The organism is Mycobacterium kyorinense (genome assembly GCF_001672775.1).
Classification (GTDB): Bacteria; Actinomycetota; Actinomycetes; order Mycobacteriales; family Mycobacteriaceae; genus Mycobacterium; species Mycobacterium kyorinense_A.
On the sequence record NZ_LZKJ01000049.1, the window covers coordinates 104152 to 124403 of the forward strand.

The following is a 20252-nucleotide window of genomic DNA, read 5'->3' on the forward strand; positions in this document are numbered from 1 at the left end:
CTTCGCTAAAGTGGCTTGCTACCTCGCGGGCCGGTCAGCGGCCCGCGTCGTCGTCGGACACCCACCGGGGTGGGCGTTTCTGCAGGAAGGCGAGCATGCCTTCGCGCGCTTCCTCGGAGACGAACAGTTGCGCCGAGTCCGTCGTAAGCCGTTCGGCGTCGCGGTCGAAGCCCGCCAGAACCTCAGCCGTGGTCAGCGCTTTTGATGCCGCCAGGCCCTGCGGAGACCCCTGCGCCACTTCGGCGACGAGCGACGCCACCGCGGCGTCGACGTCGTCGACGGCCATCGTGACCAACCCGATCGCGGCGGCTTCGCTGGCGCCGAACTTCTCGCCGGTCAGGTAGTAGCGGGCCGCGGCACGCGCCGAGAGTTTCGGCAGCAACGTCAGCGAGATGATCGCCGGTGCGACCCCGATCCGGGCCTCGGTCAGCGCGAACGTGCTGCGCGGGCCGGCGACCGCGATATCGCAGGCGCCTACCAAGCCGAAGCCGCCGGCCCGGACGTGGCCGTCGATTGCCCCGATCACCGGCAGCGGCGACGCCACGAAGGCGCGCAGCAGCGCGGTGAGCTCGCGGGCCCGGCCGGCGGCCATGTCGAATGCCGATAGTGGCGACCTGTCCCCCTCGCCGCTCCGCGGCTGGGGGTGCCCGCTTCGCCCGGCTTCGCCGCGCTCGCGATCGCCGCGGGGATCGCCGCCTGAGGCTTGGGCGAGATCCGCGCCGGCACAGAACGTCCCGCCGGTGTGGCCGAGCACCACCGCCCGTACTGCCGGATCGGCGTCGGCCTCGCGAAGGCCCTCGTGCAACTGGTTGACAAGTTCCGTCGACAACGCGTTGCGGTTATGGGGGGAATTCAGCGTCAGCCGCGCGACGTGCCCGTCGGCGGCATACTCGACCAGCCTGTCCATCAGTAGGAGCGTGGCAGACCCAGCGACGTCTGCGCGACGAAGTTGAGCACCATTTCCCGGCTCACCGGCGCGATCCGCGACAACCGCGATGCGGTCAGCGCCGCGGCGATGCCGTATTCCTTGGTCAGCCCGTTGCCTCCCAGCGACTGCACGGCTTGGTCGACGGCCCGCGTCGACGCCTCCCCGGCGGCGTATTTGGCCATGTTGGCCGCTTCGGCGGCGCCGAAATCGTCGCCGCTGTCGTAGAGTGTGGCGGCCTTTTGCATCATCAGCTTGGCCAGTTCGATCTCAATGTGGTTCTGCGCCAACGGGTGTGAAAGTCCCTGGTGCGCACCGATCGGGGTGCCCCACACCTTGCGGGTCTTGACGTAGTCGGCGGCCTTGTTGATGGCGAACCGGCCCATGCCCACCGCACTGGCCGCACCCATGATCCGCTCGGGGTTCAGGCCGGCGAACAGCTGGGCGATCGCGGCGTCTTCGGATCCGACCAGCGCATCGGATGGCAACCGCACCTCGTCGATGAACACCTGGAATTGGCGTTCGGGGCTGATCAGCTCCATCTCGATCGGGGTGTAGGAAAAACCGGGTGCGTCGGTGGGCACGACGAACAGCGCCGGACGCAGCTTGCCGGTTTTGGTTTCCTCGGTGCGGCCCACGACCAGCACCAGCTGGGCTTGGTCGACGCCGGAGATGAAAACCTTCTGCCCGGACAGAATCCAGTCGCTGCCATCACGACGCGCAGTAGTGGTGATCTTGTGTGAGTTGGACCCGGCGTCGGGCTCGGTGATGGCGAAGGCCATCGTGATCGACCCGTCGGCGATGCCGGGCAGCCAGCGTTGCTTCTGGTCGTCGGTGCCGAACTTGGCGATGATGGTGCCGTTGATCGCCGGTGACACCACCATCATCAGTAGCGCGCAGCCGTTGGTTGCCATCTCTTCCATCACCAGTGACAGCTCATACATTCCGGCGCCGCCACCACCGTACTGCTCGGGCAGGTTGACCCCGAGGAAGCCGAGTTTGCCTGCCTCGTTCCACAATTCGTCGGTGTGCTGCTGTGCGCGGGCCTTCTCCAGGTAGTAGTCCTGGCCGTAGTTGGCCGTCATCGCGGCTACCGCCTGGCGCAGCGCTTGGCGTTCGTCGCTCTCGATGAAGCTGGTGTCGGTCACGATTGCGGGTCTCCTTCTGGGTTTTCGGATGCGTCGACGCGCGCCAAGACGGCGCCCACCTCGACCTGTTGGCCGGGCTGGACGTCGAGTTCGGCGAGCACGCCGTCGGTGGGCGAGGTGATGGTGTGTTCCATTTTCATGGCTTCCAGCCAGATCAGCGGTTGTCCTTCGATCACGGTGTCACCCACTTGAGCGCCGACCCGAATGACGTTGCCCGGCATCGGTGCAACCAGCGAGCCCTGTTCGACGGCCGAGCCCGGCTCGGGGAAGCGCGGCAGCGCGACCAGGTGCACCGGTCCGTGCGGCGAGTCGACGTAGACGTCGTCGCCGTAGCGGGCGACAGCAAAATTGCGCGACACCCCGGCGTTGTCGGCCAGCACGACCTCGTGCGGGGTGGACGAGATCAGGCGCATCTCGTCGGCAAGCTCCAAACCGGTTCTGCCGAACCGGTATTCGATTCGATGTTCTTCGCCGCTGTCGTCGAGGTAGGCCTTGACCTGGTAGCCCGAGGCCAGGTTGCGCCAGCCGCTGGGAATCGAGCCGTAAACCACCGCGGTCGAGCGGTTGTGCGCGGCGTCGGCGAGGGCGGCCGCCACGGCGGACAGCCGGATGCCGGCGGCGTCGGCTAGCGGTGCCGACAACGTGTCGAGGCCATGCGTGTCGAAAAACGCGGTGTCGGTGGCGCCGTCGAGGAACGCCGGATGGCGCAGCACGTTGACCAATAGGTCGCGGTTGGTGCGCAGCCCGTGCACGCGGGCGCGGGCCAGTGCGTCGGCGAGCACCAGCGCCGCCTGACGGCGCGTCGGCGCGTAGGAGATGACCTTGGCCAGCATCGGGTCGTAATGGATGGACACCACCGACCCGTCGACGATGCCGGAATCCAGCCGGATCCCGGTGCGTGAACCGAGCGTCTCGAACTGTGTCCGCGCGCCGGCGACGTCGATGCGTTGCACCTCCCCGGCCTGCGGCTGCCAGCCCCGAGCCGGGTCTTCGGCGTAGAGCCGCGCTTCGATCGAATACCCTTGCGCAGCCGGGGGTTCGGGGTCCAGACGGGCGCCGTCGGCCACGGCGAGCTGAAGTTCGACCAGGTCAAGTCCGGTCGTCTCCTCGGTGACCGGGTGTTCGACCTGAAGTCGGGTGTTCATTTCCAGGAAGTAGAATTCGCCGTCGTCGTCAGCCAGGAACTCGACGGTTCCGGCGCCGGTGTAGCCGATCGCCTCAGCGGCCAGCCGCGCGGCGTCGAACAGCTTGGCGCGCATGCCCGGCGTGCGTTCGACCAGTGGTGAGGGCGCCTCCTCGATGATCTTCTGATGGCGCCGCTGGATCGAGCATTCGCGTTCGCCCACAGCCCATACGGTGCCGTGGGAGTCGGCGAGCACCTGCACCTCGACGTGGTGCCCGGTGGGCAGGTAGCGCTCGCAGAACACCGTGGGGTCGCCGAACGCCGATTGCGCTTCCCGTGTAGCGGCCGCGACCTGGGCGGGGAGATCCGCCAGGTCGTTGACCACCCGCATGCCGCGTCCGCCGCCGCCTGCCGATGCCTTGACCAGCACCGGCAGCTGCTGCGGTGTCACGGTTTCCGGGTCGAGCTCGTCGAGGACCGGCACGCCGGCGGCGGCCATCATCTTCTTGGCTTCGATCTTGGATCCCATTGCCTGCACCGCGGCTACCGGCGGTCCGATCCACGTCAGTCCGGCGTTCTGCACGGCGGTCGCGAAATCCGCGTTCTCCGAAAGGAACCCGTACCCGGGATGGACTGCATCGGCGCCGGCAGCGTGGGCCGCGGCGATCAGCGCATCGATGGACAGGTAGTCGTTGGTCTTCGGCAGCCGTACCTTGGCGTCGGCCTCAACGACGTGTGGCGCATTGGCGTCGGGGTCGGTGTAGACGGCGACGGTGCTCAGGCCGAGCCGACGGCAGGTGGCGAATACCCGGCGCGCGATCTCGCCGCGGTTGGCCACTAATACTCGGGTAATCACGGGCATCACATCCGGAAGACGCCGAAGTTCGACGTCCCCTTGATCGGGCCATTGGCGATGGCGGACAAACACATTCCCAACACGGTGCGGGTGTCGCGGGGGTCGATCACGCCGTCGTCGTACAGCATCCCGGATAGCACCATGGGCAGCGACTCGGCTTCGATCTGGCCCTCGACGGCGGCCCGCATCGCGGCGTCGGCCTGTTCGTCGACCTGCTGGCCGCGAGCCTCGGCGGCGGCCCGGCTCACGATCGACAGCACGCCGGCCAGCTGAGCGCCGCCCATCACCGCTGATTTGGCGCTGGGCCAAGCGAACAGGAATCTCGGGTCGTAGGCCCGGCCGCACATCCCGTAGTGCCCGGCCCCGTACGACGCGCCGATCAGCAGCGAAATGTGCGGCACCGTGGAGTTCGACACGGCGTTGATCATCATCGAGCCGTGCTTGATCATGCCGCCTTCCTCATAGTCTTTGCCCACCATGTAGCCGGTGGTGTTGTGCAAGAACAGCAGTGGCGTGTCGGAACGGTTGGCCAGCTGAATGAACTGGGTGGCCTTCTGCGACTCCTCGGAAAACAACACTCCCCGGGCATTGGCCAGGATGCCCAGCGGGTAACCGTGGAGTTGCGCCCATCCGGTCACCAGCGACGAGCCGTACATCGGCTTGAACTCGTCGAATTCGGAGCCGTCGACGATGCGCGCGATCACTTCCCGGGGATCGAATGGGATGCGCAAATCCGACGGGACGATGCCAATCAGCTCTTCGGGGTCGAACAGCGGCTCGGTCACCGGTTTCGGTGCGGGACCCTGCTTGACCCAGTTCAGTCGCGCCACGATGCGCCGGCCGAGCCGAATCGCGTCGAGCTCGTCGACGGCGAAGTAGTCCGCCAATCCCGAAATGCGGGCATGCATTTCGGCGCCGCCCAGCGACTCGTCGTCGGACTCCTCGCCGGTCGCCATCTTGACCAGCGGCGGCCCGGCCAGAAAGACCTTCGAGCGCTCTTTGATCATCACCACGTGATCGGACATGCCGGGGATGTAGGCGCCGCCCGCGGTGGAGTTGCCGAAAACCAGAGCGATCGTTGGTATTCCGGCGGCCGAGAGCCGGGTCAGGTCGCGGAACATCTGACCGCCCGGGATGAAGATCTCCTTCTGGGTGGGCAGGTCGGCGCCGCCGGATTCCACCAGCGAGATCACCGGGAGCCGGTTCTGGAACGCGATCTGGTTGGCCCGCAGAATCTTTCGCAGCGTCCACGGGTTGCTGGTGCCGCCCTTGACGGTCGGGTCGTTGGCGACGATCATGCACTCCACCCCGGAGACCGCGCCGATCCCGACCACCAGGCTGGCGCCGATCTGGAAGTTGCTGCCCCACGCTGCCAACGGGCTCAACTCGAGAAACGGCGAATCCGGGTCGACGAGCAGCTCGATGCGTTCCCGCGCGGTGAGCTTGCCCCGGCCATGGTGGCGCTCGACGTATTTCGGCCCGCCGCCGCCCAGCGCTTTGGCCAGCTCGCCGTTGATCTCGTCGAGCTTGGCGGACAGCGCCGCCGCCGCCTCGGTGTAGGTGGGAGCGGTGGGATCAAGTACCGACTGCAGGACGGTCATAGCCACCGCCGACGATGCAGTGGGGGCACCCCCGGCCGCGCGGGGGTACCCCAGCGTAGCGAGGGGACGGCGAGGGGGGCGAAGCGATGAGGAGGAGGCGGAATGATCATGATTGGTATCCAAGGGTTTTGGCGGCCAGTGATGTCAGGATTTCGGTGGTTCCGCCGCCGATGCCGATGATCCGCATATCGCGGTATTGGCGTTCGACTTCGGACTCGGCCATGTATCCCATCCCACCGAACAGTTGGACGGCTTGGTGGGCGACCCATTCGCCGGCTTCCACCGCGGTGTTCTTGGCGAAGCACACCTGTGCGATCAGGTTGGTCTCACCGGCGAGCTGACGTTCCACCACATTGCGGGTATAGACGCGGGCCACGTCGATGCGGCGGGCCATCTCGGCGAGCGTGTTCTGCACGGTCTGCCGCGAGATCAGCGGCCGGCCGAAGGTTTCCCGGTCGCGGCACCATTGAACCGTCAGGTCCAAACAGCGCTGTGCACTCGAATAGGCTTGCGCGGCAAGCCCAACGCGTTCGGACACGAATGCCAGGGCGATCTGGGCGAAGCCGCTGTTCTCGGCGCCCACCAGGTTGGCTGCCGGTACCCGCGCGTCGACATAGGACAGCTCCGCGGTGTCCGAGGAGCGCCAACCCATCTTGTCCAGCTTGCGAGTGACGTCAAAACCGGGCGTGCCTTTTTCCACCACCAACAGCGACACTCCGGCGGCGCCGGGACCGCCGGTGCGCACCGCGGACACCACGTAGTCGGCCCGCACCCCGGAGGTGATGTAGGTCTTGGCGCCGTTGACGATGTAGTCGTCGCCGTCCCGCACCGCGGCCGTCCGTAGGTGCCCGACGTCGGAACCGCCGCCCGGCTCGGTGATGGCCAGCGCGCCGATCTTCTCACCGCGCAGCGTGGGCCGGACAAACTCTTCGATGAGCCGCTGATCGCCCGACGCGATCATGTGCGGTACCGCGATCCCGCAGGTGAACAGCGACGCGAACACCCCGCCGGGCACGCCGGCCTCGTGCAGTTCTTCGCAGATGATCAGCGAGTCGGCGCCGTCGCCGCCGCCACCGCCGACCGCCTCGGGAAATCCCGCTCCCAGCAGGCCGGCCTGCCCGGCGCGGCGGTGGAGGTCGCGTGGCAGCTCGCCGATCCGCTCCCACTCGTCGACGTGCGGCAGGATCTCCCGCTCGGCGAACGAGCGGACGGTCTTGCGCAGTTGATCGCGCTCGGGTGTGGTCCAGATAGTCACAGCAGCCTTTCCGGAATCTCGACATGGCGGCTGCGCAACCATTCGCCCAGCCCTTTGGCCTGCGGATCGAAACGCGCCTGGTAGGCGACGCCCTGACCGAGGATGTCGTCGATGACGAAGTTCACCGCGCGCAGGTTGGGCAGCATGTGCCGGGTGACGGGCAGATCCGCGGTTTCGGGCAGCAATTCGCGCAGCTTCTCGACGGTTAGTGTGTGGGCCAGCCAACGCCACTGCTCGTCGGTGCGCACCCATACGCCGACGTTGGCCGACCCGCCCTTGTCGCCGCTTCGGGCGCCCGCCAACACGCCCAGCGGTAGCCGCCGGGTCGGTCCGGCCGGCAATGGCTCGGGAGACTCCGGCGGGTCGGCTGGGGCCAGTTCGAGAGTCTCAGTGGCGCAAGGGATCTGAACCCGACTGCCATCGGCGTGCACTGCAAGGTGCGGCACCTTGGCCGCGTCGACGTAGCCGGGGGTGAACACGCCGTACACCTGGCCGTCGCCGGGCGGGGCTGTCACGGTGAACCCCGGATAGCTAGCCAGCGCGAGTTCGACTGCGGCCGAGGAGAATTGACGTCCGACGTTCGCCGGGTCGGGATCGCGGACCACGCAGCGCAGCAGCGCGCTGGCCGCTTCCTCGGTGTCGGCGTCGGCGTGGTCGGTGCGGGCCAGCGTCCACTCCAGCTCCGCGGGTTTGACCGGCAATCCGGCCTCCAGCTGCCGACGCACCAGCTCGGCTTTGGCCTCGATGTCCAAACCGGTCAACACGAACGTCATCGCGTTGCGGAATCCGCCGATGCTGTTCAGCGACACCTTCAGCGTCGGCGGTGGCGGCTCGCCGACCACACCGCTGATCCGCACTCGGTCCGGGCCGTCGTCGGACAACGCAATGGTGTCCATCCGGGCGGTGACGTCGGGGTTGGCGTAGCGGGCGCCGGTGACTTCGTAGAGCAGCTGGGCGGTCAATGTGTCGACGCTGACCAGACCTCCGGTGCCGGGATGTTTGGTGATCACCGAGGAGCCGTCGGGAAAAATCTCGGCCAGCGGGAAGCCGGCGTAGGTCAGGTCGGGCACCTCGGTGAAGAACGAGTAGTTGCCGCCGGTGGCCTGGATGCCGCATTCGATGACGTGGCCGGCCACCACCGCCCCGGCCAACTGGTTGTAGTCGCCGCGCTGCCAGCCGAAATGCGCAGCCGCCGGACCTACGATCACCGATGCGTCGGTGACCCGCCCGGTGACGACGACGTCGGCGCCGCCGTTCAGGCAGTCGACGATGCCCCAGGCGCCCAGGTAGGCGTTGGCGGTCAGCGGTGTGCCCAGCCCGAGCTCGTCGGCGCGCGGCTGCAGGTCATCGCCCTCGACGTGGGCAATCTGCGTCGGGATGCCCAGCCGCTCGGCCAGCGACCGCACCGCGTCGGCCAGGCCGGCGGGGTTGAGTCCCCCGGCGTTGGCCACGATGCGGACACCGCGGTCGTGGGCCAGCCCCAGGCACTCCTCGAGCTGGGTGAGGAAGGTCTTGGCGTAGCCGCGCTCGGGGTGTTTCATCCGGTCGCGACCCAGGATCAGCATGGTCAACTCGGCGAGATAGTCACCGGTCAGGTAGTCCAACTCGCCGCCGGTGAGCATCTCGCGCATCGCCGAAAGCCGGTCGCCGTAGAACCCCGAGCAGTTCCCGATTCGGACCGCAGTGCTCATCGGCGTCCTCCCTCCCTCCCCGGCGACAGAGCAGCCAACGTACCAACCAACCGGTAGGTTAGCCGGTGCGGCAGGCGTCACGTCAAGGATGCCCGGCCGATCACCCGATTTGGGTGGCTAACAGGACACCGACTATTCTGGGCAGCAATCGTCGCTGTCGATCTGTTGCGCGGCGACCCCCCTACCAGGAGTAAGGCTCGATTATGGCTGTGCCCAAGCGCAGGATGTCGCGTGCGAACACCCGAAGCCGGCGCGCCCAGTGGAAGGCCGCCAAGCCCGAACTCGTCAATGTGACGGTGGCCGGTCAGCGGCATAAGGTGCCGCGCCGGCTGCTCAAGGCCGCCCGGCTGGGTCTCATCGACCTCGACCGGCGCTGACTTCGCCCGTCGAACGCGACTGCGCGCACTGCAGTAAGGCCGCGGACCTCTTAGGTCGCTCTCAGGCGATTGGATAAAACTGGTGGCCGTGCGGATTCTTGTCGTCGACGACGATCGTGCGGTGCGTGAGTCGCTGCGGCGGTCGCTGTCGTTCAACGGCTACTCGGTGACGCTGGCTCAAGACGGTGTCGAGGCTCTCGACATGATCACCACCGACCGGCCCGACGCCGTGGTGCTGGACGTCATGATGCCCCGGCTGGACGGCCTGGAAGTCTGCCGTCAGCTGCGCAGCACCGGCGACGATCTGCCCATCCTGGTGTTGACCGCCCGCGACGCGATCTCCGAGCGGGTCGCCGGCCTGGACGCCGGCGCAGATGACTATCTCCCCAAACCGTTTGCCCTGGAAGAGCTGCTGGCCCGGATGCGGGCGCTGTTGCGCCGCACCCAGCCGGAGGACTCCGCCGAGTCGGTGGCGATGACGTTCTCCGATCTGACGCTCGACCCGCTGACCCGCGAGGTCACGCGCGGACAGCGTCAGATCAGCCTGACCCGCACCGAGTTCGCGCTGCTGGAGATGCTGATCGCCAACCCGCGCCGGGTGCTCACCCGCAGTCGCATCCTGGAGGAGGTGTGGGGCTTTGACTTTCCCACCTCGGGCAACGCGCTGGAGGTTTACGTCGGGTATCTGCGCCGAAAGACCGAAGCCGACGGCGAGCCGCGGTTGATCCACACCGTTCGCGGCGTGGGTTACGTGCTTCGCGAATCGCCCCCCTGATGTCCATGTTCGGCCGGCGGCGCGCTCCGCTGCGAGCGACTCCCTCGTTGTCCCTGCGGTGGCGGGTGATGCTTCTGGCGATGTCGATGGTGGCGATGGTCGTCGTGCTGATGGCCGTCGCGGTGTACGCAGTGATCTCGGCGGCGCTCTACAAAGACATCGACAACCAACTGCAAAGCAGAGCGCAACTGCTGATCGCGAGCGGGTCGCTGTCCGCCGACCCGGGCAAAGCTATTGAGGGCACGGCGTATTCGGACGTCAACGCGATGCTGGTCAACCCGGGCCGATCGATCTACACCGCTAACCAGGAAGGTCAGATCCTGCCGGTCGGCAACCCGGAGAAAGCAGTGATTCGCGGTGACTTGTTCATGTCCCGGCGCACGGCGGCTGATCAGCGGGTGCTGGCCATTCATCTGCCCAACGGCGCGTCGCTGCTGATTTCCAAGAGCCTGGCGCCCACCGATGCGGTGATGATGAAGCTGCGCTGGGTGCTGCTGATCGTCGGCGGCGTGGGCGTCGTGGTGGCCGCGGTGGCCGGGGGCATGGTCACCCGCGCTGGGCTGCGCCCTGTGGGCCGGCTCACGGAGGCCGCCGAGCGGGTGGCCCGCACCGACGACCTACGGCCCATCCCGGTATTCGGCAGCGACGAGTTGGCCAGGCTGACCGAAGCGTTCAACCTGATGCTGCGGGCGCTCGCCGAGTCGCGAGAACGGCAAGCCCAGCTGGTCACCGATGCCGGCCATGAACTGCGGACGCCGCTGACGTCGCTGCGCACCAACGTCGAGTTGCTGATGGCGTCGATGCAGCCCGGTGCGCCGCGACTACCGGAGCAGGAAATGATCGACCTGCGTGCCGACGTGATCGCCCAGATCGAGGAATTGTCCACGCTGATAGGCGATTTGGTGGACCTGACCAGAGACGACGCCGGTGAGGTTTTGCATGAGGCGGTGGACATGGGTGAGGTCATCGACCGCAGCCTCGAGCGGGTCCGGCGGCGCCGCAACGACATCGACTTCGAGGCGCAGGTGATCGGCTGGCAGGTCTACGGTGACCTGGCAGGACTGTCGCGCGCGGTGCTGAATCTGATGGACAACGCGGCCAAGTGGAGCCCGTCGGGTGGGCGGGTCAGTGTCCGGATGACGCAACTGGACCCCTCGCACGCCGAACTGGTGGTGGCCGACAACGGCCCGGGCATCCCGCCGGAGGAACGCCAATTGGTGTTCGAACGGTTCTTCCGCTCCGCCGCCGCGCGGGCAATGCCGGGTTCGGGTCTGGGGCTGGCGATCGTCAAACAGGTGGTCCTCAAACACGGTGGAGCGCTGCGCGTCGAGGACACTGTGCCCGGCGGCCAGCCGCCGGGGACGTCGATATACATGTTGTTGCCGGGACGTCCGCTGCCGGTTACGCCGTATCCGGAGCCGGAAGTTAGTGAGGGGCAAAATGGGGGAAACTCTGTAGGCCCAGCGAACGTTGTCTCAGTGGAATCTCAGTCCACGCAGGCAAGGTAGTTGCAGTTACCGTTGAGCCCGAACTGATCTTTAGAGGAAGAGCGACCTAGCGCATGACGAATCACCCGAGGTATTCGCCACCGCCGCAGCCCGGATACCGCCCGGTGTCCGATCAGCAAGCGGCGCCAGCCTATTCCGTTCCGGGCCAGCAGCAAACGTATGCCCAGCAATACGACTGGCGGTACTCCCAGCAGCAGGGCTACCGTCAGCCCTACCCGCCGTTCGGTGCTGGCCAGCCCAGCCCCGGCGCCTCCCCGCCTCCGATCGTTCCAGCCCAAAAGCGTTCTCGCGCAGGGCTATTAGCTGCCGGTGCGTTGGCTATCGCAGTGGTGTCGGCGGGAATCGGTGGTGCGGCAGCGTCGGTGGTCGAGCACAGTGGACAGGGCAGCGCGCACACCACGACGACCATCCGGGGCGGGCCCGCTCCCAGCGTGCCGGCCGCCAACCTGCCGGCAGGCAGCGTCGAACAGGTCGCCACCAAGGTGGTGCCCAGCGTGGTCATGCTGGAGACGGATCTGGGGCGCCAGTCCGAAGAAGGGTCGGGCATCATCTTGTCGGCGGACGGGCTGATCTTGACCAACAACCACGTGGTGGCCGCAGCCGCCACCGGTCGTGGCGAGACGCCCCCCGGCCCGGCGCCGAAAACGACAGTGACCTTTTCCGATGGGCGCACCGCTCCGTTCACTGTGGTCGGGGCCGATCCCACCACCGATATCGCGGTGGTGCGGGTCCAAGACGTTTCCGGGCTGGCCCCGATCAGCATCGGCTCGTCGGCTGACCTGCGTGTCGGTCAGCCGGTGATCGCGGTCGGGTCACCGCTTGGCCTCGAGGGCACGGTCACCACCGGCATCGTCAGCGCGCTCAACCGGCCGGTGTCGACCACCGGGGACACCGGGAACCAGAACACGGTGCTGGACGCCATTCAGACCGATGCCGCGATCAACCCCGGTAACTCGGGCGGCGCGCTGGTCAACATGAATGGTGACCTGATCGGCGTCAACTCGGCGATCGCCACCCTGGGCGGCGACTCGGCGGACAGCCAGAGCGGGTCGATCGGTCTTGGCTTCGCGATTCCGATCGACCAGGCCAAGCGGATCGCCGACGAGCTGATCCGCAGCGGTACGGCGTCCCACGCCTCGCTGGGTGTCCAGGTCATGAATGACAAGAGCGCCCACGGCGCCAAGGTTGTCGACGTGGTGCCAGGCGGCGCGGCGGCCAGTGCGGGACTGCCCAGTGGGGTCGTGGTCACCAAGGTCAACGACCGCACGATCAACAGTGCCGACGGCCTGGTGGCCGCGGTGCGGTCCAAGGCGCCGGGGGACAAGGTGACCCTGACGTATCTGGATCCGTCGGGTGATTCCCGGACAGTGCAGGTCACTTTGGGCAAGGCGGAGCAGTGATGAGAGTCGCCGCGCCCGGGTCAGATCACGGATATACGGTTGCAGCCATGGAACAGCGTGCGGACTTGGTAGGCCGGGCACTCGTCGTCGTGGTCGACGACCGCACGGCGCACGGGGACGAAGAGGACCACAGTGGGCCCCTGGTCACCGAGCTGCTCAGCGAGGCAGGGTTCGTCGTCGACGGCGTGGTAGCCGTCGCCGCCGACGAAGTGGAGATCCGCAACGCGCTGAACACCGCCGTGATCGGCGGGGTGGATTTGGTGGTGTCGGTCGGCGGTACCGGTGTGACCCCACGTGACGTCGCTCCCGAGGCCACCCGGGAGATCCTCGATCGCGAGCTCCTCGGCATCGCCGAAGCGATTCGCGCCTCCGGATTGTCGGCCGGCGTCGTCGAGGCTGGTTTGTCACGCGGTCTGGCCGGCATCTCGGGCAGCACGCTGGTGGTCAACCTTGCCGGTTCGCGCTATGCCGTGCGCGACGGAATGGCGACGCTGAACCCGCTGGCGGCGCAGATCATCGGTCAGCTCTCGAGCCTGGAGATATGAGCGAAACCACAGACGAGCGCGATCCCGACGATGTTCGGGACGCCGACGAGCGCGAACGCTGGCTTCAAGAGAACGTGCCACCGCACCACAATTGATGGTCACGGCGCGGTCAATCCTGGATGACTAATTGCCCGCATCGCCCACAATTGGCCCTTCTGCGGCATACGGTTTTTTCGGGCGGCGTCGCGTCGCCCCGATGATTCCTGTGACGGGAGGTTGGCTCTGGTGTTCAAAGGTTTCAGAGATTTCGTGATGCGCGGTGACGTGATCACCGTAGCCGTCGGTTTGGTGGTGGCTCTGGCGTTCTCAAACCTGGTCAAAGCCTTCACCGACAGCGTGATCAATCCGCTCGTCGCTGCCGCGCAGCCCAATGCAACCCTGGGGTTGGGTGTGCAACTCGGCGACGCCGGAAACAAGGCGACGTTCATCGACTTCGGTGCGTTCATTTCGGCGATCATCTACTTCATCGTTTTCATGGCGGTGGTGTACTTCGTGATCGTGTTGCCGTACAAGCACATTCAGAAACGTCGCGGAGTCACGGTGTTCGGGGACGAGCCGGCCACCAAGGCCTGCCCGCAGTGCATGTCGGACATCCCCGAGGCCGCACAGAAGTGCAAGTACTGCGCCAGCGAGCAGCCAGCGGCCGCCTGACGCGCCTCACGCCCTCAATGCAGGGTGAGTGTCACGGTCTGAACCAGCGCAGCGCCGGCCACCGCGTTGGCCGCGGCAGCCGGTAGCGCAACCAGCACTATCCGGTCGTCGGACGGGGCTTTCTGCTTGGCGGAAACCAGGACGACGATGGCGTCGCTGGCGACCAGCCGGGGTTTGCTTTGCGGGTCGGCGACGTTGTCACTAGGTGCGGCCACGATGTCGACGACGTCTCCGGGGCGCACCAGGTCGACCACGGCGCTGTCGGCCGGATGCAGCGGCACCATCCGCGCTTGCGGCCCCGCGGTGGACTCGGCCAGCCGGTTGCTCAGTAGCCGCACGTCGGTGAGCACCTCACCGCGACGCGCGGGCCCGGTCAGCGTCGCACCGACCACTGCGCCCAGGTCGTCTTGCGAACCGTCGGGAACCGTTGTCGCCAAACGTGTTTCGAGTCGAACATCGTCGACGGCCAACGCCGCGCCTGGTTTGAGGTCGTGCACCGCCACCACCACCTCGGCGCGGTCGCCGTCGGGATCGGACCGAAACGCCGCGACACCGGCCAACACGACGAGCCCGCCGGCTGCGATCCGCCGGGCCAGCACGGTTCGCGTCCAGTCCGGGCGTATCCACTGCGACAGGCGGTCCGTCAGCGACGGATTCAGCGATTCGCCCATGGCGCCACGCTAAGCGGGCGGGGCGTTAAGCGTGCTCGGGAAAGCCCCCGTTGTGGATAACCGTCAGCTGGCCGCGGCAGACTTTGCGGAGTCCGATGTCTTCGACGTCGACGAGCTGGTTGACGTCTCTTTGCTACCGCTCGACGACTTCTCGCTGGAACTACTCGACTTCTCGCTGGACTTCGACGAGGACTCGGATTTGCTGGAGCCATTGGTCGAACTCTTCGCCGACTCGCGACTGTCGGTGCGGTAGAAACCGCTGCCTTTGAACACCACTCCGACCGAATTGAACACCTTGCGCAGCCGGCCGGAGCACTGCCGGCAGGTCGTCAGCGCGTCATCGGTGAAGGCCTGAACCACGTCGAAGCGGTCGCCGCACTCAGTGCACGCGTAGCTGTAGGTCGGCACAGAAACCTCCGGAGGTCAGATTCGTTAGCACTCTACCGTGCTAAGTGCTAGAACCGCTATCCGGACTGCATGATTCCCGGCGGGTGTCCAGGGCAAGAAACCCGCCCTGCGGGGTCAGCGCATGGGTCATCCGCACGTCGTGCGGTTCGCACGGCAACTCGTCGCGCAGTTCGTCGTCGCGGATCACCGCGACCACCCGTGCCTGCGGGTCGCGGTGCGGCAGTGACCGGTCGTAGTAGCCGCCGCCGCGGCCCAGCCGCACTCCTGCCCGGTCGACGGCCAGCGCCGGAACCAGCACCAGGGTGGCGTCGGCCAGCGCCGCCGCCGGCAGCCACGGCTCGGCGGGTTCAAGGAGTCCGAACCGTCCCGCCACCAGTCGCCCAGGTCGGTACTCGCCCCACTGCAACGGCAACGGCGTGTCGTCGCCGGCAGTGCGGGCAACCGGCAGCAGCACTCGTCCGGTTCGGCGCAGCAACACCTCCAGCATGTCGATCGACCCGGGCTCGGCGCCGACCGGAACATAGGCGCAGACCGTACTGCTGCTGCTCAGGTCCGAATTGAGCCCGATCAAATGCTCGCTCAGCGCCCGCGCCTCGTCGGCGCGGACGTCGTCGGCAACCGCGCGCCGGGCAGCCAACAACTGTTGTCGCAATGCGGCTTTGCCCGCGGTTCCCATGCCGTCAACGATGACAGCCCGGCCTTCCGGCGCGCCACATCCCCACATGGTTATCGTGTGAACGATGTCACGCGCACACATCCCGGTTCCGCGCACGGCAATTGTTCCGGCTGCCGGCCTGGGCACCCGCTTCCTTCCCGCCACCAAGACGGTGCCCAAGGAGCTGCTGCCGGTGGTCGACACTCCGGGCATCGAGCTGGTCGCCGCCGAGGCCGCAGATGCCGGCGCCGAACGGCTGGTGATCATCACGTCGGAGGGCAAGGACGGCGTCGTCGCGCATTTCGTCGAAGACCTGGTGCTCGAAGGAACGCTGGAGGCCCGCGGCAAGAAGGCGATGCTGGCCAAGGTGCGACGGGCGCCGGGGCTGATCAAGGTCGAGTCGGTGGTGCAGGCCGAGCCGCTGGGGCTGGGGCACGCGATCGCCTGTGTGGAGTCGACGTTGTGCGACGACGAGGACGCCGTGGCCGTGTTGCTCCCCGACGACCTGGTGCTACCGACGGGCGTGCTGGAAACCATGTCCAAGGTGCGAGCCGAGCAAGGCGGCACGGTGTTGTGCGCCATCGAGGTCGGCCGCGACGAGATCAGCGCCTATGGGGTATTCGATGTCGAGCCGGTTCCCGGCGCCGACAAAGACGTGCTCAAGGTCAACGGCATGGTGGAAAAGCCCAAACCCGAAGATGCTCCGTCGATGTTTGCGGCGGCCGGGCGCTACGTCCTCGACCGCGCAGTGTTCGACGCGTTGCGCCGCATCGAGCGCGGAGCGGGCGGCGAGGTGCAGCTCACCGATGCGATCGCGTTGCTGATCACCGAAGGGCATCCGGTCCACGTCGTCGTGCATCGCGGCTCTCGACACGACCTGGGAAATCCCGGCGGCTACCTCAAGGCTGCGGTTGACTTTGCGTTGGACCGCGCTGACTATGGCCCGGACCTGCGGCGGTGGTTGGTGGCGCGATTGGGCCTGCCCGAGGGATAGCCCCGGGCAATCGGGTCGGGCCTGGATTGCAAAAGGCTCGACGGCAGAAAGGCGCGCTGTGCGTTCGGTGGAAGAGCAGCAGGCCCGGGTGACGGCCGCCGCGGTGGCACCGAGACCGGTGCGCGTGGCGATCGCCGAGGCCCAGGGACTGATGTGCGCCGAAGAGGTGGTTACCGAGCGCCCGCTGCCCGGTTTCGACCAAGCCGCGATCGACGGCTACGCGGTCCGCAGCGTCGACGTGCTCGGTGTCGGTGAGACCGACCACGGTCACGACGAGGACGCGCCGGGCGACGTGACGCTGCCGGTGATGGCCGCCATCGAGGCCGGTGCGCGCACGCCCAGCCGGCTGCAACCGCGGCAGGCCGCGCGGGTGCAGACCGGGGCGCCGTTGCCGACGTTGGCCGACGCGGTGTTGCCGTTGCGCTGGACCGACGGCGGGGAGTCGCGGGTGCGGGTGCTGCGCGGGGTGCGCTCGGGGGCCTACGTGCGGCGCACGGGCGACGACGTGCAACCGGGCGACGTCGCGGTCCGGGCCGGGACAATCATCGGCGCCGCCCAGGTCGGGCTGCTGGCGGCGGTGGGCCGGGAGCGGGTGCTCGTTCATCCGCGACCCCGGTTATCGGTGATGGCCGTCGGCGGCGAGCTGGTCGACATTTCGCGCACCCCGGGCAACGGCCAGGTCTACGACGTCAACTCCTATGCCCTGGCCGCGGCCGGTCGCGACGCGGGGGCGGAGGTGAACCGGGTCGGGATCGTCAGCAACGACCCCGGTGAACTGCGCGATGTCGTCGAGGGCCAGATCCACCGCGCAGAGATTGTGGTGATCGCCGGGGCGGTCGGCGGCGCGGCTGCCGAGGCGGTGCGCTCGGTGTTGTGCCGGCTCGGCGAGATGGAAGTCACCCGGGTCGCGATGCACCCCGGCTCGGTGCAAGGTTTCGGACAGCTGGGCCGCGAAGGAATACCGACGTTCCTGTTGCCCGCCAATCCGGTCAGCGCGCTGGTGGTCTTCGAGGTGATGGTGCGCCCGTTGATCCGGTTGTCGCTGGGCAAGCGGCAGCCGATGCGCCGGGTGGTGCAGGCCCGCACGCTGTCACCGATCACTTCGGTGCCGGGGCGCAAGGGCTATTTGCGCGGCCAGTTGATGCGGGACCAGGACACGGGCGAATATCTGGTCCAGGCGTTGGGTGGCGCGCCAGGTGCCTCGTCGCACCTGTTGGCCACGTTGGCCGAAGCCAACTGCCTGGTCGTCGTTCCCAGTGAGGCCGAGCAGATTCGGACCGGCGAGATCGTCGACGTTGCGTTTTTGGCTCAGCGTGGCTGAGACACGACGGCAGACCCTCGTGAACCTCTGGCGTTCCGGTTCCCAGCATCCTGGCTGGCCGATGACGGTCGGCCCGTTGCGGGTCTCGGCGGGGGTGATCCGGCTGCGCCCGGTGCGGATGCGCGATGCTGCGCAATGGAGCCGTATTCGGTTGGCCGATCGTGCCCATCTGGAACCGTGGGAGCCCAGCACCGAAACGGATTGGGCTGTCCGGCACGGGGTTTCGTCGTGGCCGGCGGTGTGTTCGAGTCTGCGCTCGGAAGCACGCAAAGGCCGCATGCTGCCGTATGTGATCGAGCTGGACGGTCAGTTCTGTGGCCAGCTGACGATCGGCAACGTCACGCACGGCGCGTTGCGCTCGGCGTGGATCGGCTACTGGGTGTCGACGACGGCGACTGGCGCCGGCGTCGCCACCGGGGCGCTGGCGCTGGGGCTGGACCACTGCTTCGGGCCGGTGGGACTGCATCGCGTGGAGGCCACCGTGCGCCCGGAAAACGTGGCGAGTCGGGCAGTGCTGGCCAAGGTCGGTTTCCGCGAGGAGGGACTATTGCGGCGTTACCTGCAGGTTGACGGCGCCTGGCGCGACCATGTGCTGGTCGCGCTCACCGCGGAAGAGGTGTACGGATCGGTGACGTCGACCCTGGTCCGTGGGGGACACGCGAGCTGGGCTTAGCCCCGGCTGTTGTCGCTTAAAACTTTGCCATCGATGTGTTACAGATGTGACATTTGTGGCGTTTGGTGCTTGTCACAGGCAAATTACAGGTGTGTAATTGTCCTCGGCGCGCTTTACGGGCTGCGCCGGCTACCCGGCCCACTCTGGCGTGGAAAGGACAGGTCACCATGCCAAGCATCCCGCAATCGCTGCTGTGGATATCGCTCGTCGTGCTCTGGTTGTTCGTGCTGGTCCCGATGCTGGTCAGCAAGCGCGACGCCGTGCGACGGACCAGCGATGTGGCGTTGGCGACCCGTGTGCTCAACAGCGGTACGGCCGCGCGCCTGCTCAGACGCAGCGGCCCGGCGGCGGGGCACCGCAGTGACCCCCATTGGCAGCCCGAGGAAGACGCGTTCGACGACCTCGACGACGACGTGGACGAGTCGCCGACGGCGGAGATTGTCGTCGCGGCGCCGGCGGTGGTCGAAGCCGAACCCGAACTGGTGGAGGTCGAGGTCGTCGACGACGACGGTGTGGCCGAGGAGGACGGCGAGCCCGTCGTCGCGGACGTGACCGCCGAACACGACGAGGACGAGGACGCCCAGGACGACGAGTACGAGTACGTCGCCGACACCTCCGGGATCCCGGTGGCAGAGGAGCCCGAAACCAGGGCGACCGCGGCGATCTCGCGGCGACACGGCTACGACGCAAGGAAGGCCGCCGCGGTCAGCGCCCGCAAGTACGCCTTCCGCAAGCGGATGCTGGTGGCGATGGCGCTGATGTTGGCGGCCTCGGCTGCGGCAGCTTTCGTGTTGACGCCGACGGCGTGGTGGGTCTGCGGGTTCACCGGCGCAGTGACGATGCTGTATCTGGGGTATCTGCGTCGCCAGACCCGTATCGAGGCACGGGTGCGGCGCCGGCGGATGCAGCGGATGGCGCGGTCGCGGCTCGGCGTGGAGAACACCTACGACCGGGAATTCGACGTGGTGCCCTCCCGGCTGCGGCGCCCGGGCGCGGTGGTGTTGGAGATCGACGACGAGGACCCGGTCTTCGAGCATCTGGACTACGCGCCTTACGCCCGCGATTACGGCTGGCATCGGGACCTGCCGCGAGCGGTCGGCCAGTAACAATTCGGCCAGTCGATTGACGGCTGGTAGCCTGCTAGCGATCAGGGGCTATGGCGCAGTTGGTAGCGCGACTCGTTCGCATCGAGTAGGTCAGGGGTTCGATTCCCCTTAGCTCCACAGAGTTTCGGCAGTTCAGGGGGTATACTGTCGGTTCCGGTCGAAAAGTGAGCAGGTGATTCCGGTCGAAAAGTGAGCACCCTTCGATTGGAGAGTGATCACTGTGGAGGATTGGGCCGAGATCCGCCGGCTGTATCGGTCGGAGAAGTTGTCGAAGGCCGCGATAGCGCGACAGCTGAGCCTGTCACGAAACACCGTGGCTAAAGCGCTGGGTGCCGATGAACCGCCCCGTTATGAGCGGGCGCCGGTGACGACGTCGGCGTGGGCGCAGATCGAGCCTGCGGTGCGGGCGGTGCTGAGCCAGTACCCGACGATGCCGGCGACGGTGATCGCCCAGCGCGTCGGCTGGGCCGGTGGGCATTCCTGGTTTGGGGAGAACGTCGCCAGGATTCGTCCGGAGTATGTGCCGGCCGATCCGTGTGACCGGTTGGTGCATTTGCCTGGTGAGCAGG

The 20252-nt window shown here is 67.3% G+C and carries 17 protein-coding genes, 1 tRNA gene and 3 pseudogenes; 12 read left to right on the top strand and 9 right to left on the bottom strand.

Annotated elements, in window-relative coordinates; genetic code table 11:
• Window positions 1-18 precede the first annotated feature (18 nt).
• The 6 genes and pseudogenes from A5707_RS04705 to A5707_RS04730 form a co-directional block, all read right to left on the bottom strand.
• Window positions 19-907, bottom strand: a pseudogene (locus tag A5707_RS04705) (enoyl-CoA hydratase family protein).
• Window positions 907-2073, bottom strand: a complete 1167-nt coding sequence (locus tag A5707_RS04710; RefSeq protein WP_065013349.1) for an acyl-CoA dehydrogenase family protein — start codon at window positions 2071-2073, stop codon at window positions 907-909. Before A5707_RS04710 ends, A5707_RS04705 begins: the two are co-directional and overlap by 1 nt.
• The gene (locus A5707_RS04715; RefSeq protein ID WP_197495244.1) at window positions 2070-4058 is read right to left on the bottom strand and encodes an acetyl/propionyl/methylcrotonyl-CoA carboxylase subunit alpha; all 1989 of its coding nucleotides are present in this window, start codon (window positions 4056-4058) and stop codon (window positions 2070-2072) included. The genes A5707_RS04710 and A5707_RS04715 overlap by 4 nt, the downstream gene beginning before the upstream one ends.
• On the bottom strand, window positions 4058-5653 hold the full coding sequence (locus tag A5707_RS04720; RefSeq protein WP_065013350.1) for an acyl-CoA carboxylase subunit beta: 1596 nt from the start codon (window positions 5651-5653) through the stop codon (window positions 4058-4060). The genes A5707_RS04715 and A5707_RS04720 overlap by 1 nt, the downstream gene beginning before the upstream one ends.
• A 106-nt stretch (window positions 5654-5759) precedes the next feature.
• A complete protein-coding gene (locus A5707_RS04725; protein ID WP_065013351.1) occupies window positions 5760-6908 on the bottom strand; it encodes an acyl-CoA dehydrogenase family protein in 1149 nt (382 codons plus the stop codon).
• Complete coding sequence (locus A5707_RS04730; RefSeq protein ID WP_065013352.1) at window positions 6905-8599, bottom strand: acyclic terpene utilization AtuA family protein; 1695 nt, start codon at window positions 8597-8599, stop codon at window positions 6905-6907. Before A5707_RS04730 ends, A5707_RS04725 begins: the two co-directional genes overlap by 4 nt.
• Window positions 8600-8802: 203 nt before the next feature.
• Between A5707_RS04730 and rpmF the strand changes: the two genes are divergently transcribed.
• The 6 genes and pseudogenes from rpmF (at window position 8803) to A5707_RS04760 (ending at window position 13855) form a co-directional block, all read left to right on the top strand.
• A complete protein-coding gene (gene rpmF / locus A5707_RS04735; RefSeq protein WP_065013353.1) occupies window positions 8803-8976 on the top strand; it encodes a 50S ribosomal protein L32 in 174 nt (57 codons plus the stop codon).
• A gap of 88 nt (window positions 8977-9064) precedes the next feature.
• Complete coding sequence (locus A5707_RS04740; RefSeq protein WP_065013380.1) at window positions 9065-9751, top strand: response regulator transcription factor; 687 nt, start codon at window positions 9065-9067, stop codon at window positions 9749-9751.
• The gene (locus A5707_RS04745; RefSeq protein ID WP_065013354.1) at window positions 9751-11259 is read left to right on the top strand and encodes a HAMP domain-containing sensor histidine kinase; all 1509 of its coding nucleotides are present in this window, start codon (window positions 9751-9753) and stop codon (window positions 11257-11259) included. Before A5707_RS04740 ends, A5707_RS04745 begins: the two co-directional genes overlap by 1 nt.
• 30 nt (window positions 11260-11289) lie before the next feature.
• Window positions 11290-12659 (top strand): annotated as a pseudogene (locus tag A5707_RS04750) (trypsin-like peptidase domain-containing protein); the annotation flags it as partial.
• Complete coding sequence (locus A5707_RS04755; protein ID WP_065013356.1) at window positions 12659-13204, top strand: MogA/MoaB family molybdenum cofactor biosynthesis protein; 546 nt, start codon at window positions 12659-12661, stop codon at window positions 13202-13204. The pseudogene A5707_RS04750 and the gene A5707_RS04755, both read left to right, overlap by 1 nt.
• 225 nt (window positions 13205-13429) lie before the next feature.
• A complete protein-coding gene (locus A5707_RS04760) occupies window positions 13430-13855 on the top strand; it encodes an MscL family protein (RefSeq protein WP_065013357.1) in 426 nt (141 codons plus the stop codon).
• A 14-nt stretch (window positions 13856-13869) separates the two neighbouring features.
• On the opposite strand, the gene A5707_RS04765 is transcribed toward A5707_RS04760, so the two are convergent.
• From A5707_RS04765 to A5707_RS04775, 3 genes are all read right to left on the bottom strand, one after another.
• On the bottom strand, window positions 13870-14526 hold the full coding sequence (locus A5707_RS04765) for an SAF domain-containing protein (RefSeq protein WP_065013358.1): 657 nt from the start codon (window positions 14524-14526) through the stop codon (window positions 13870-13872).
• A gap of 63 nt (window positions 14527-14589) precedes the next feature.
• Window positions 14590-14934 carry an FmdB family zinc ribbon protein gene (locus tag A5707_RS23030; RefSeq protein WP_082969249.1) on the bottom strand — a complete coding sequence of 115 codons (345 nt, stop codon included), beginning with the start codon at window positions 14932-14934 and terminating at the stop codon, window positions 14590-14592.
• Between the two features lie 40 nt (window positions 14935-14974).
• Entirely contained in the window at window positions 14975-15610 is a 636-nt protein-coding gene (locus tag A5707_RS04775) for a 5-formyltetrahydrofolate cyclo-ligase (RefSeq protein WP_065013360.1), read from the bottom strand.
• A gap of 64 nt (window positions 15611-15674) precedes the next feature.
• On the opposite strand from A5707_RS04775, the gene A5707_RS04780 reads away from it, so the two are divergent.
• The 6 genes and pseudogenes from A5707_RS04780 to A5707_RS04805 form a co-directional block, all read left to right on the top strand.
• The gene (locus A5707_RS04780) at window positions 15675-16583 is read left to right on the top strand and encodes a UTP--glucose-1-phosphate uridylyltransferase (RefSeq protein WP_065013361.1); all 909 of its coding nucleotides are present in this window, start codon (window positions 15675-15677) and stop codon (window positions 16581-16583) included.
• A 58-nt stretch (window positions 16584-16641) separates the two neighbouring features.
• Complete coding sequence (gene glp / locus A5707_RS04785; protein WP_065013362.1) at window positions 16642-17904, top strand: gephyrin-like molybdotransferase Glp; 1263 nt, start codon at window positions 16642-16644, stop codon at window positions 17902-17904.
• Window positions 17905-17923: 19 nt separating this feature from the next.
• Window positions 17924-18577: a GNAT family N-acetyltransferase gene (locus A5707_RS04790; protein ID WP_065013381.1), complete on the top strand. Its 654-nt coding sequence runs from the start codon at window positions 17924-17926 to the stop codon at window positions 18575-18577.
• 167 nt (window positions 18578-18744) lie between these two features.
• Window positions 18745-19683 carry a gephyrin-like molybdotransferase receptor GlpR gene (gene glpR / locus A5707_RS04795; RefSeq protein ID WP_065013363.1) on the top strand — a complete coding sequence of 313 codons (939 nt, stop codon included), beginning with the start codon at window positions 18745-18747 and terminating at the stop codon, window positions 19681-19683.
• A gap of 44 nt (window positions 19684-19727) precedes the next feature.
• Window positions 19728-19800: transfer RNA gene (locus A5707_RS04800), tRNA-Ala, on the top strand.
• 103 nt (window positions 19801-19903) lie between these two features.
• Window positions 19904-20252: pseudogene (locus tag A5707_RS04805) on the top strand (IS21 family transposase); the annotation flags it as partial.